Source organism: Polyangium sp. y55x31, assembly GCF_029946505.1.
In the GTDB taxonomy this organism is placed as follows: domain Bacteria; phylum Myxococcota_A; class Polyangia; order Polyangiales; family Polyangiaceae; genus Polyangium.
In genome coordinates this window covers 93,083-106,002 of sequence record NZ_JARZHG010000008.1, presented here as the reverse complement: position 1 = coordinate 106,002, position 12,920 = coordinate 93,083, and the positions used below count along the sequence as shown (strand labels likewise).

Here is a 12,920-nt window from a genome sequence, read left to right as displayed (position 1 = left end):
GATTACGGAATCGTCACCGGCACCGTGGCCGTGTTGTTGTCGAGGCTGACCTCCTCGAACTCTCGGCTCGGGTTGAGCTTCACCTGGATGAAGTATTCACCCGCCGGCACGTCCGTGATGTCGAGCCACTGGCAATCGAGCGTGTTGCCGTAGAGATCCGACCATCCGCGCTGGATGCCCTGATCCTCGCACGTGTAGATCTTGTTGCAGCCCACGTTCGGGCCGAGGGCGATCTGCTGCGTGTCCTCCATGCAATACGCCTGCTTGCGCCCGGTCACGACCTCCTTGCCGTTCTGGTCGAGCAGCGCGTACGTCGCGAACCCGTTGAAGTGGTAATGGCCGTGGCAGGGCGAGAACAGGAACAGATCCGGCCGCTCCGCCGGCGGCGGCACCGTGAGCGTCGCCATGCCCTGGTTCTTCGCCTCCACGCTGAAGCGGAGGAGCTTGCGCTCGCCCGTCCCGCCCACGCATTGCTCGATGAACGCGCACGAGTTCGGGCTCACGTCGAGCTTGTCGAAGAGGATCTCCTCGGCGAGCCGCTTCTCGTCGATCACGAGGTCCGCCATCGGCTCGTTCGCCGCGTGGCAGCCGCAGTCCGTCCCGCAGAACTCGCCCGCGCCGCAGGGCGGGTCGCACACGGGCGCCTCGTTGTCGCAGTTCGCGAAGACCTGGCATTTCGACGTCGCCGGCACGCAGAGCGAGCCCTCCGCGCACGCGCCGCACGTCCCGCCGCAGCCGTCGTCGCCGCATTGTTTGTCCTTGCAATCCGGCACGCACGGGTCGGGTCGGCATTTGCCCTCGGCCGAGCAGGCGAAGCCCGTGTCGCACGTCCCGCAATCACCGCCGCAGCCGTCGTCCGTGCCGCAATACAGGCCGTCGCAATGCGGCACGCAGCCGTTCGCCGTGAACTTCACCTGCAGGTCGAACGCGCCGTACTGGGAGGCGTCGAACCCGTCGACGATGAGGTAATACGTCCCCACATCGAGAGCCGCGTCCACGCGCGAGCCGTAATCGCCGGGCGGCGCGGCGTCGTCGCTGCAGCCCACGGTCGCCGCGGGTTTGTCGTCCAGGCATTCGTTCGAGGGCGTCGCCGGATTCTCTTTTCGGATGTGGAGCACCGTATCGTAGCCGTAGACACGCGCCTCGATGCCCATCTTCTCCGTCAGCTCGAACTTGTAGACCGACTCCACCGCCGTGCTCGTCGAGTTGCACGTCGGCACGACCTCGTGCAGGCCGTTCGTCGTATCCCCCGTGATGTGATGAACCCCGAGCAGCGCCGTGCCCGCCGGGAGCAGGTCGAGCGGCGACGCGCAGGAACCCGGCTGGTTCGCGGGTTTGCACTCGTTCGTCGCGTTCGCGCACGCCTCGCCCGCGGGACAGCTCCCGCAGCTCCCGCCGCAGCCGTTGTCGCCGCAGACCTTGCCCGTGCAGTCGGGCGTGCAATCCGAGGTGCAGGACGCACACCCCGGCCCGAGCGTATGGTTGCAGGTGTCCTTGTCCTCGTCGCACGTGTCCGTCGTGCATTCGGCGCCGTCGTCGCACGGGTCCTTCCCACTCACGCACTGGCCCGCGACGAGCCGCTCCGCGCCGTTGCAGTAAACGCCGTCGCTGCACGTGAGCTCCGTCGCGGGCGAGACGATCGGCTCGCCGAATCTCGCGCCCTCGTATTGTGCGTTGAAGTTCAGCTTGAAGAGGCCCGTGCGCACGGGCGCCGTCAGCGTGCCCGTGAACGTGCCGCGGCCGTCCGGATCCACCTCGCCGGAGAGCGCGAGCGACGCGCTCGCGAAGCCTTGCCCCTCCGGGAGCGTGAGCGTGACCTCGCCGGGCACCCACGTCGCTTGCCCGCTGTTTCGTGCGTCGACCTTGACGTTGACGGCGCCGCCGGGCTTGGCGCGCGCGTCGATCGTGACGACCGCGTCTGCGATCGCGAACTCGGAGACGTCGTCCGAGCAGCCGGGAACGAGCAGGTGCAGGGCCGGGAGGAAGCAGAGCGGGATGAGCCGTCGATATCGCATGCGAAGCCTCGCCTTTGGAGTCCGGAACGGGTCGAGGGCGCGGCCCTCGAAGCTCGCATGATAAGCGGACCCGCGGCGCGAGCCACGCGCGAAATGTGGGGGATGCGGGAGGTTCCGATGGCAAGCGTCGCAGCTTCAGCCGCCCGCGCGCTCGGGGTTCTTCTCCATGTACTCGGCGAGCCCCTTCTTCGCCATTGCGCGGACCTTGCCCTGCAAGAAGGGCGTCCATCCGAGCAGGATCCCCGCGGGCCCGAGCGCCATACGCGTCCAGCGCCAGAGGTCGAATCGGTCCGTGTGGCGGATGATCTTGCCGTCCTTGAACTCGAACGAGGCGTCGATCACGTTGTGCACGTGCCTCCCCGTGGTCGAGAACGAGTAGTGCGCCTCCCAGTGCGCGCTTCCCGTGGAATCATCGGCGCGCACGTCGCTGAATTCGAGCGTGAGGTCCTTTCCTCGCTCGCAGAGCATGCGCCACATCGCGCGCGCCCCGGCCGCGTCGAGGCCCACGAAAACCGAGTCCGAGAACGTGACGTCCCGGTGATAACAGGCGATCATGCCCTCGGCGTCGCGCTTCTGGAACGCCCGATAAAATTGCTCGATCAAAGCTTGATTGGGGTGCATGGCAGGCGGGCGAGCGGACCACGGGCCGCCGAGGACGTCAAGCCGAAGGGCCACGCGAGCCCGTGCGTGTCGTTCGGCCGTTGACGCCGCGCCCAGGTTCGACCAGACCCACGGCTCGACCTAGGGGAGCCTCGGGCTGAGACGGCCTCTCGCTTTTTGTGGCGGGCCGAACCCTTGGAACCTGAACCGGTTCGTACCGGCGGAGGGAAGTGTCATGAGCACCGTGAAACAGCAGCGGGTCGACGAGGCCCGCCTCCAGACCATCACGCGCGGGCCGCTGCCCGGATCGAAGAAGACCTACCAGACGGGCGTCCTCCACCCGGACCTCCGCGTCCCGCTGCGCGAAATCTCGCAAACACCGACGCGCGAAGGTCACGGCGACGCGGTGCGTCTCGTGCCGAACCCGCCCGTCGCCGTCTACGACACGAGCGGCCCGTACACCGATCCCGACGCCGAGATCGACGTCAAGAAGGGCCTCCCGCCGCTCCGCGCCGCGTGGATCCGCTCGCGCGAGGACGTGGTCGAGCTCTCCGGCGTGAGCTCCGAATACGGAAAGAAGCGCCTCGACGATCGCTCGCTCGACGCATTGCGGTTTCACGCGCCCCGCCGGCCGCTCCGCGCCGCGGCCGGGAAAAACGTCACGCAGATGCATTATGCGCGGCGCGGGATCATCACGCCCGAGATGGAGTACGTCGCGATCCGCGAGCAGCAGCGGGCGAATGCGCGCATTCGCAAGCAGCACCCGGGGCGCTCGTTCGGCGCGGCGATCCCCGAGCGGATCACGCCCGAGTTCGTCCGGGACGAGGTCGCCCGCGGCAGGGCGATCATCCCGGCGAACATCAATCACCCCGAGATCGAGCCGATGATCATCGGCCGGAACTTCCTCGTGAAGATCAACGCGAACATCGGCAACAGCGCGGTCACCTCCTCGATCGAGGAGGAGGTCGAGAAGATGGTCTGGGCCATCCGCTGGGGCGCCGATACCGTGATGGATCTCTCCACGGGCCGGAACATCCACGAGACGCGCGAGTGGATCCTGCGCAATGCCCCCGTCCCGATCGGCACCGTGCCGATCTACCAGGCGCTCGAAAAGGTCGGCGGCAAGGCCGAGGACCTCACCTGGGAGATCTACCGCGACACGCTGATCGAGCAGGCCGAGCAGGGCGTCGATTACTTCACGATCCACGCGGGCGTCCTGCTCCGTTACGTCCCGCTCACGGCGAACCGATTGACGGGCATCGTCTCGCGCGGCGGATCGATCCTCGCGAAATGGTGCCTCGCGCACCACGAGGAGAACTTCCTCTACACGCATTTCGAGGAGATCTGCGAGATCATGCGGGCCTACGACGTGAGCTTCTCGCTCGGCGACGGTCTCCGGCCCGGCAGCATCGCGGACGCGAATGACGACGCGCAGATGGGCGAGCTCGCGACGCTCGGCGAGCTCACGCAGATCGCGTGGAAGCACGACGTGCAGGTCATGATCGAGGGCCCCGGCCACGTGCCGATGCACATGATCGAGCACAACATGACCGAGCAGCTCCGCATCTGTCACGAGGCGCCTTTTTATACGCTCGGGCCGCTCACGACCGACATCGCCCCCGGCTACGACCATTTCACGAGCGGCATCGGCGCCGCCATGATCGGCTGGTTCGGCACGGCGATGCTCTGTTACGTCACGCCGAAGGAGCACCTCGGGCTGCCGAACCGCGACGACGTGAAGGAGGGCGTGATCACCTACAAGATCGCGGCGCACGCGGCCGATCTCGCGAAGGGCCACCCGGGCGCGCAGGCGCGCGACGACGCGATGAGCAAGGCGCGTTTCGAGTTCCGCTGGGAGGACCAGTTCAACCTGGGCCTCGATCCGGAGCGGGCCCGCGCGTTCCACGACGAGACGCTCCCGAGCGAGAATGCCAAGGTCGCCCATTTCTGCTCGATGTGCGGCCCCCATTTCTGCTCGATGAAGATCACCGAGGACGTGCGCAAATACGCCGCCGAAAAAGGCGAGGTATTGCCGGAGAAGGCGCTCGTGCGCGGCATGAAGGAAAAAAGCGCCGAGTTCGTCGAGGGCGGGAGCGAGATCTACCGGAAGGTCTGAGGCTCGAATGGGGGAGGGGAGGGGTGAGGGGGGCGCCCCTTCACCCCTGATCGTTGCCCTCGCCGTCCGTCTTGGCCGTCCTCTTTGCCGGAGCCGCCTGCCACGTCGTGAGCGGGTGCAGGAGCGCGTCCGCGAGCTCCTTCGTCGCCGGCTTCTTCCGCTGAACCGAGCCCAGCACGGCGGCCACGTAATGCCGCAGCGAATCCGTGAGCGCGTCGAGCCGCGGGCGTACGACCGCGCGCTCCTCCGCGGGCACGGAATGGACCATGCCGAGCGCCTTCCCGTATTGCTCGTGCACCTCGCGCAGGTGGTGGAGCAGTGGGGCGAGGCCGATCTGCGCGAGCTTCGGCTCGAGGTTCTCCCGCGTGATCGTCTTCAGCTTCGTGTCGACGACACCATACTCGTCCCGCGGCCGCATGTTGATGAAGCCTAGGCCCTCCTCGACGCCGAGGTGCGCGCCGAGCTCCGCGGCGACGTCCCCGAGCTCGAATTGGCCACGCACCCGCGACCATCCTGCGAGGATCAGGAGCAGCGCCGCGATGGCATTGTCCTCCAGCTTGTCGATGGGCTTGATTTCGCTCGTCGTCGGCTCCGGACCGAGGGCATCTTGCAGGGCTGGAGAGGCGCGTCGAGGCGCACAGGTGCACGGCATACGCAGAGCCGGGCCAGACGCGAAGGCGTGGCAGCACGGGCGCGCGGATCTGCACGAGGGGCCTCGTCCACCGGGGCCGCACGGAGCAGGTCGTCGCGGACAATCAGCCCAGGGAGATCGAGCCGCCCGCGCTGGTGAGGTTGTCCGAGGAGGCGGCGCGGGAGTATGAGGACTGGGGGCTCAGCCCGGCGGATACCTCCGCGCTCGCGGAGGACCGAGCCAGGGAGTGCCTCCAGGGCCTCTGCCATGCCCGGCATCCGAACTTCGTTCCGAAGGACAAGAAGAAGCCCGCCGAGACGCATAGCGGGCAGTCGTTGTCAAGCGGAGGGAAGGCACCTTCGGCAGGCGGCGCGAAGACGACGACGGTCAAGACGACGACGCGGCCCGCCTCCCAGATCGAAATGCATTCAAGGCGCAACGCGAGGCATTTTGGAAAGCAGAGGCGAAGAACAACCCTGGCAAGTATAGCCCGGAAAACCTCGAAAAGATGCGTAATGGTCGTGCTCCCACCGGTCCAGACGGTAAACCCATGGAGCTGCACCACGTCGACAAGACACCCGAAGGAGGGTTGCGCCCCATGAGCAGAACGGAGCACCGACTAGGAAAAAACTACAAGAAAAACCATCCGTAGGAGAGCATCATGGCAACGGAAGAGATCTTCGAGAGCTGCGTTCGATCCGCAGGCGATCTCGCGGGCGTATTCGAGTACGACGGGGAGACGGGCTACTTCTACCTGTACGCCACGGGGGCCACCGGCGAGGCACGAGTCCTCGATGCCATTCATGTGCTATCCGGCGAGGCCGATTTTGCAGTTTCGGATATCGTGATCGCGTGGGACCAAGGCGAGACACGCGTTGGCCTGGCCATTCGTGGCCAACTGCGGGCGTCGTTCGACACGACGAACATGGCCAAGCTGCGTGGAGCTCCTCGAAATGAACCGCAGACCGCGACGCCCAAGAAGAGCAACAAGTGAAGCCGTTTCAAGCAGAGGAGGGGAACGTTGCAGTCGTCACCACTTCTGCAGTCCTCGCGGGCGCCCCCATCTTGCTGGTTTCCCACGATGCCGATGACGGGGGCTGGCAGTTTTTGTGTGGGACGACCAGCGACCCTGCGGACGGGCGCATCGTCCACGTGCGCGAGATCCTCGCGACGGATCCGAGCGTGGTTGAAGTGGCCGATCTCCCGTTGGGGTGGGTCGCTTTTCGCGGCGCCGTAGGAGGTGAATGGACGCGAGAACCCGCCTGAAATACAGACCTGTGTACGCGCCTGGTCTCGGAAGGCACCCCCCACTCCACCCAACCCCACCCACCCCCGTCCCCCCGGAACCCCCCCGCCACGCTCCCGATTGCGTCCAAAGTCGCCCCCGCAGGGTCGAGCAACGCAACGTCGAGCGGTGAACGTGACCCCCCGAGGGTCGGCCGCCGCTCCGCCATGCGCGCCTCGGCACCTCCGAGGTACCTTCCGCCGCTCCCCGTTCCGGCCCCCGAGCCCCGCCGGGCCACGATCCTCGCAAGCCGGAGCGTCGAGCGAGCCCCCCGAGCCTCGATCGCCGCAACGACGAGCGCCGAAAGAGCCTGCCGGACCATCGATCCTCGCTCGACGAAGCACCAATCGACCCCTCGGAAGCCTCACCGCCCGCATCGCCGAGCGCTCCCCGGCACCCTCCCGGGCAGATCACACGCTCGATGCTGCGGATCACCACCCCCCGAAGGGCCCGACGCCCGCTTCGTCTTGCATGGTGCCTCGCCCCCTAACCTCCGCGGCCCGGGCGCTTGCGCGGGCGGCCGAGCAGGCGCCGGCCCGCTTCGAGCAGGTGCTCGCGCAGGGTATCGTCGTCGATGCCTGCATATTCGGGCGAGCCGCCGACCATCGCGAGCCCCGTGAACACGACGTGCACTGCAATCGCGTCGGCGAGGCTCGGGTTTTCCCCGGCGAGAACCGCCTTCATTCGTGTTTTGACGTCCTCGCCGCGTGGCGCCTGGAATGCCCGGTTGACGACCCGCTGGATGCCGGGATCGCTGTTGTACAGGCCGAGCAGCGAGCGCTGGCGGACGATGAGCGCGACGAACCCCGAAAGCGCGTGATCGATCTGCGCGCTCCGGCTCCGGAGCGCGTGCGCCTCTGCGATGATCTGGTCGAGCTCCTGGACCGCGGGCGCGGCGACGGCCTCCGTGATCTCGTCCTTCGTCTTGAAGTGGTAGTAGACGGCGGCCTTCGTGATGCCGAGCTCGTCGGCGATCATCTGCAGCGACGTGCCCTCCACCCCGTGTTCGCTGAACAGCTTCAGCGCGGTGTCGAGCAGTCGTGATCGGGTGTCGGTGGCGGCGGTGCCGGCGGTCATGCGCTCTCCTCGCGGAACGCCAGACAGTACCCGGCTCCTCGCCGCCCGGCACGCTTTCCGAGAGGTCACAGGACTCGCGTCGGGCACTTGCCGGTCGGCTTGTGCCTTGCTTGCCGCTCGGCTAGGCTCTTCGCCCGAATCGAGGTGCAACCATGTCAGCCGATGCCGTTCCGACGCTTCCCGTCACCCGAACCTGCCCCTACGCGCCGCCCGCGGAGCACCTCCGGCTCCGCGAAGAGTGCCCGATCGCCAAGGTAAAACTCCCCAATGACACGACCGTGTGGGTCGCCACGAGCCACAAGGACATCCGGGCGATCCTATCCGATCCGCGGTTCAGCTCCAACCGGCGCCACCCCAATTTCCCCACGCTCTCGTACGACCGTCCGCCCGCGAGCAACCTCAAGCCGATGCTGCTCGAGCTCGACCCGCCCGACCACGGGCCGGCGCGCCGCGCCCTGCTCGGTGAGTTCACGATCCAGCGGATCAACGCGCTCGGGCCGCGCATCCAGCAAATCGTGGACGAGCACATCGACGCCATGCTCGCCGGGCCGCGCCCGGTCGACCTCGTGCAGGCGCTCTCCTTGCCGGTGCCTTCGCTCGTCATCTGCGAGCTGCTCGGCGTGCCCTACACCGATCACGAATTCTTCCAGACGCACTCTGCGCAGGTCGTGAACAACAAGACGCCAGGCGACGTGAAGTTGCAATCGGTCGTCGAGCTCATGACGTATCTCGGGAAGCTCGTGGGCGCCAAGGCGCAGAACCCCACCGATGATTTGCTGGGTCGCCAGATCCAGAAGCAGCTTCAGGAGACCGGCTCTCTCGATTTCGAGGGCATGGTCAGCATGGCGTTCCTGCTCCTCATCGCCGGGCACGAGACCACCGCGAACATGATCTCGCTGAGCACGCTCGTTCTGCTGCAGCACCCGGAGAAGCTCGCCGCCATCAAGCAGGACCCCTCGAAGACCATCGGGGCCGTCGAGGAGCTCTTGCGGTACTTCACCATTGCGGAGTCCGCGCTCGGTCGGGTCGCCAAGGAGGACGTGGAAATCGGCGGCGTGGTCATCAAGGCCGGCGAAGGCATCTTCGCCCTGGCCAACACGGCGAACCGCGATCCGGAGGTCTTCGAGAACGCCGACGAGCTCGACCTCGAACGAGGCTCGCGCAACCACCTCGCGTTTGGCTTCGGCCCGCACCAATGCCTCGGACAAAACCTGGCCCGGCTGGAGCTGCAGATCGTCATCGACACGTTGTTCCGGCGCATTCCCGAGCTCAGGGCTGCCGTGCCTTTCGAGGAGCTCTCGTTCAAGGACAGCTCCACCGTCTACGGCATGAACGAATTCCCCGTCACCTGGTGAGCCGGGCGCGCCGCCGGCCCTCTCTGGTCCTCGGCCCGCCTTTGCCGTAGCATCCGGGTTCTTTCTTGAACCACGGAGGGCGTATGGCATCGGTGGGCATCATCGGGGGCGGATTGAGTGGGCTCGTGGCCGCGAAGACGTTCCTGCGGGGCGGCTTCGACGTCACGGTGTTCGAAAAGGAAGACGAGGTCGGCGGCGTCTGGGCGCGCTCGCGCCGCTACCCCGGCCTCCAGACGCAAAACGCCCGCGATACCTACGCATTCTCCGATTTCCCCATGCCCCGCCACTATCCCGAGTGGCCCGAGGGCGCCCAGGTCCAGGCTTATCTGAAGAGCTACGCCGACCATTTCGGCGTCACGCCGCGCGTCCGCCTCCGCACCCAGGTGGACGAGATCCGCCGCCGCGACGGGGGCGGTTTTTCCGTGGACACGCGGCCTGTGGGCGCCGCCGAATCCGAGCGGAAAACCCACGCCTTCGACCAGGTGATCATCTCGACCGGCCTCTTCAGCCTGCCGCACATCCCCGAGACCCCGGGCCGCGAGGCGTTCGAGGCGAACGGCGGCCGCGTGCTGCACACGACGTCGTTCCACGACACGAGCCTCGTGCGGGGCAAACGTGTGGTCGTCGTGGGTTTTTCGAAGTCGGCGTGCGACGTGGCGTCCGTCTCGGTGGAGCCCGCGCGCGAGGTGACGCTCGTTCACCGGAGCCTCGGCTGGAAGGCGCCGCGGTTCCTCTTCGGGCTCGTGCCGACGAAGTTCCTGCTCCTGAGCCGCTTCTCCGAGATGTTCTTCCCGCATCCACGCGCGGACGGCTTCGAGCGCGCGCTGCACGAAAAAGCCGGCCCGTTCGTCGCCTGGTACTGGAACCAGGTCATGGGCGCGCTCGACAAGGACCTCGGGCTCACGAAGACCGGCCTTCGTCCCGAGCTGCCCCTGAGCGGCGTCGCTTGCTCCCTCAACATGGCGCCCGTGGGCTTCTACGAGGCCGCAGAGCGCGGGGCGCTCAAGCTCCACCGGGGCGAGATCGCGCGTTTCCACGAGGGCGCCGTCGAGACCACCGATGGGAGGCGCATCCCGGCCGACGTCGTGATCTTCGGGACGGGCTTCCGCCAGGAGATGCCCTTCCTCGAACCCTCGCTCCGGCGCGTCGTGCAGGACGAGGAGGGCACGTTCCGGCTTTATCGCGGCCTCTACCACCCCGATGTCCCGGGACTCGGCTTTTGCGGCTTCATCAACAGCCTCTACAGCCAGCTCACCTCGGAGGTCGGGGCGCGGTGGCTCTGCGAGCTCTTCCGGGGCCGGATGAAGCTGCCGCCGCGCGAGGAGGTGATCGCCCGCATCGACGAGCACCTCGCCTTCCGCAAGCGCGAGCGGCCGGACGCGTTCACGGGCGGAGCCTGCGTCGTGCCGTGGAACTTCCACTACATCGACGACCTTTGCCGGGACATGGGGGCGCGGGTGCCGAGGCTGCCGCAAAATCCCTTCCGCGAGTTCCTGCTTCCGGTGGATCCTTCGCTCTACGCGGACCTCGAGGAGGAGCTCGATGCGCGCGCCCGCGAGGCGCGTGATCGCCAGGAAGCATGCACAACCCCCGAGACTTCAAGAAGCTCTTCAAACGCCTTCTCCTGAGCCCCGTCGCGGGCATGTCCTGGGAGGACAAGCTCGCGTTCGTGCGCGCGTACATGCGCGAGCTCGAGTCGCGCAAGGACCCGATGGAGGAGTCCGCCGAGCTCGAACCGGCGATCGAGATCGTCCCGTTCGAGGCCGGTCGAAGGCCCATGGACGAGGCGCTCGGCCCCGGGCTCGGCGCGAGCGAGCACGCGGGCCTCGTGTCGACCGCGGCAAACGGCGCGCACACCGACGACCTCTGCCTGCTCTACCAGGTGAAGGACCTCTACGCGTACGTCGCGCCGTTCCATCGATCGTTCGAGGTCCGCATGTCGGTCGCGTTCCTGCCGCACGTCGAGGGCGACGGCGCGCCGTGCCCCGTCCCGGGGCTTCAGGGCATCGTGCTCAAGCCGCACGTCGTCTCGGCCGCCGCGTACCCGTTCCCCGCGATCGCGGAGGCGTCGTGGAACGAGTTCTACAAGACCGTCTACGTCGCGACGTTGAACCCGGCCGAGCTCCTGCCGCGGCGCGAAGGCAGCCCCGAGGGGCGCGGCTACGACTGGTCCGAGGTCGACGCGTCGCTGCGCGCGCGTACGCCCGACGGCGCCGATCCGTTCACGTTCGCGCACCTCTTCCACCAGAAGCTGCGCGTCACGCTCGCCTTGCACACGGATCACAAATACGTCGCCGAAGACACGATCGAGGCCGAGATCTACGACACGGGCCGCTTCGGATCGCTTTACGCGCGGCTCTGCGAGCGGCTCATCCCGGCCGACACGAAGCTGCAGGCCGAGGCGCTCGACATCCCGGATCTGCACGTCGGCTACCACCCGTGGTTTCCGGTCCTCACGATCGGGACCGACAAAGCGATGCTCTACCTGCACGCCATCCGGCAGGACCTCGGCGAGCAGCGGCGAAACCTGCCCGATCCCGCGTGGCTTTTGCGGGTCGGGTTGTACCTGGAGCTGCTCACGTGCCTCGGCATCTTCGAGGCCGTGCGGGCCGAGCACCCGGATCTGCTCTCGCCGGCCGAGCGCCAGGCGTTCGAGAAGAGCCCGGTCTTCGCGCGGATCCGCGAGCGGCTCGACGTCGCCGCGTGGAAGCGGGTGTGGGCCATGCGCGAGATCGTCCCACGTTCGTCCGACCTGCTCGCGGCCGGGCCCGTGAGCTTCGCGAACCTCCTCCGCAAGCAGAAGGCGACGCTCGCGTTCCTGCACGCGCACCACGAGGATCTGAAGCACGCCATCGCGCTCGCCGGGCCGAACGTCGAGAACGCGCAGGAGACCTGGCACCGCGTCTTCCGCGACGCCGAGCGCGCGGTCCTCAAGAACGGGCTCGCCGCGTTCCCCGAGCTCGGCTGGCTCGACAAACGCACGCGGGACTTCGCCATGTGGCATCAGCGCGGCGTCTTCGGCAGCTATGCGCTCCCCGAGTCGTTGACGGGCGCCTTCGGGGATCAGGACGGCCTCTTCCCCTCGGCGTGCCGGCAGTACCGCCAGTCGATGAACGAGGTCGCGCGTTTTGCCCGCGAGCGTGGGCTCATGGATCACACGGGCGACGAGTGCATCCCGCGCACTGCGAGCCTCTTCGAGGCGTACATGCGCGGCGACAGCGCCCTCGTCGATGCGCTGCAGCGGCGTGACGGCTACGGCGGTGGGCTCGACGCGGCCGAGCCGCTCTCCCTCGGGCCCGAGCCCACGCATGCCGAGATCGCGACCTTGCTCCGGCGCGTGCCGGTCTTCAAGCCGCTCACGGATCGCGAGGTCGAGCGGCTCGCGCAGAAGACGCGCCCTGTCGTGTACGGCCCGCATGATCGCGTGGTGCGCGAGGGGGAGCGGGGCTCGTCGCTCTTCGTGCTCGCCTCGGGCACGGTCGAGGTCCTCGTGCGCCAGCAAGGGGGCCAGGACGTCGCCGTCGCGACGCTGGAGCGTGGCGCGGTCTTCGGCGAGGTCGCGCTGCTCACGGGCAGCGAGCGCACGGCGACCGTGCGCACGACGAGCGAGGCGACGCTCTACGAGATCAGCAAGCAGGCGCTCGCGCCGATCATCGAGTCACGGCCGCAGCTCGTGGTCGAGCTCGGCTTGCTCATCGCGGCGCGGCAGCTCGATCGGGAGGGTCGCATGCGGCAAGCGAGCACGGACGGGCTCACGGGTCGGATCCGGAAGTTCTTGCTCGGCTGACCCTCGTGCATCGACCGCATCGCGGTCGATGCATCAACGGTCCAGGGCTTGCCC

Annotated in this window: 9 protein-coding genes and 1 riboswitch; of the genes, 5 read left to right on the top strand and 4 right to left on the bottom strand. The window is 67.6% G+C overall.

Translation table 11 applies throughout. From position 1 onward, the window contains the following. Positions 1-2: 2 nt before the first annotated feature. Both QHF84_RS17055 and QHF84_RS17050 read right to left on the bottom strand, forming a co-directional pair. Entirely contained in the window at positions 3-2,015 is a 2,013-nt protein-coding gene (locus QHF84_RS17055) for a lysyl oxidase family protein (RefSeq protein WP_281314364.1), read from the bottom strand. Between the two features lie 135 nt (positions 2,016-2,150). After that, positions 2,151-2,636 (bottom strand): nuclear transport factor 2 family protein, encoded by a 486-nt coding sequence (locus QHF84_RS17050; RefSeq protein ID WP_281314363.1) that lies wholly within the window; start codon positions 2,634-2,636, stop codon positions 2,151-2,153. 112 nt (positions 2,637-2,748) lie between these two features. Further along, a riboswitch (TPP riboswitch) is annotated at positions 2,749-2,862 on the top strand. Between QHF84_RS17050 and thiC the strand changes: the two genes are divergently transcribed. Next, positions 2,851-4,731, top strand: a complete 1,881-nt coding sequence (gene thiC, locus QHF84_RS17045) for a phosphomethylpyrimidine synthase ThiC (protein WP_281314362.1) — start codon at positions 2,851-2,853, stop codon at positions 4,729-4,731. It overlaps the preceding riboswitch by 12 nt. A 40-nt stretch (positions 4,732-4,771) precedes the next feature. Here thiC and QHF84_RS17040 read toward each other — a convergent pair whose 3' ends face one another. Then, positions 4,772-5,383: a hypothetical protein gene (locus QHF84_RS17040; protein WP_281314361.1), complete on the bottom strand. Its 612-nt coding sequence runs from the start codon at positions 5,381-5,383 to the stop codon at positions 4,772-4,774. 640 nt (positions 5,384-6,023) lie between these two features. Here QHF84_RS17040 and QHF84_RS17035 point away from each other — a divergent pair. Continuing rightward, on the top strand, positions 6,024-6,356 hold the full coding sequence (locus QHF84_RS17035; RefSeq protein ID WP_281314360.1) for a DUF2251 domain-containing protein: 333 nt from the start codon (positions 6,024-6,026) through the stop codon (positions 6,354-6,356). Between the two features lie 777 nt (positions 6,357-7,133). Here the strand turns inward: QHF84_RS17035 and QHF84_RS17030 are convergent. Continuing rightward, on the bottom strand, positions 7,134-7,724 hold the full coding sequence (locus QHF84_RS17030; protein ID WP_281314359.1) for a TetR/AcrR family transcriptional regulator: 591 nt from the start codon (positions 7,722-7,724) through the stop codon (positions 7,134-7,136). A gap of 152 nt (positions 7,725-7,876) precedes the next feature. Here QHF84_RS17030 and QHF84_RS17025 point away from each other — a divergent pair, with 152 nt between their 5' ends. From QHF84_RS17025 to QHF84_RS17015, 3 genes are all read left to right on the top strand, one after another. After that, the gene (locus tag QHF84_RS17025; RefSeq protein WP_281314358.1) at positions 7,877-9,079 is read left to right on the top strand and encodes a cytochrome P450; all 1,203 of its coding nucleotides are present in this window, start codon (positions 7,877-7,879) and stop codon (positions 9,077-9,079) included. An 83-nt stretch (positions 9,080-9,162) separates the two neighbouring features. Continuing rightward, the gene (locus QHF84_RS17020) at positions 9,163-10,707 is read left to right on the top strand and encodes an NAD(P)-binding domain-containing protein (RefSeq protein ID WP_281314357.1); all 1,545 of its coding nucleotides are present in this window, start codon (positions 9,163-9,165) and stop codon (positions 10,705-10,707) included. Beyond that, entirely contained in the window at positions 10,659-12,866 is a 2,208-nt protein-coding gene (locus QHF84_RS17015) for a cyclic nucleotide-binding domain-containing protein (RefSeq protein ID WP_281314356.1), read from the top strand. Before QHF84_RS17020 ends, QHF84_RS17015 begins: the two co-directional genes overlap by 49 nt. Positions 12,867-12,920: the final 54 nt, after the last annotated feature.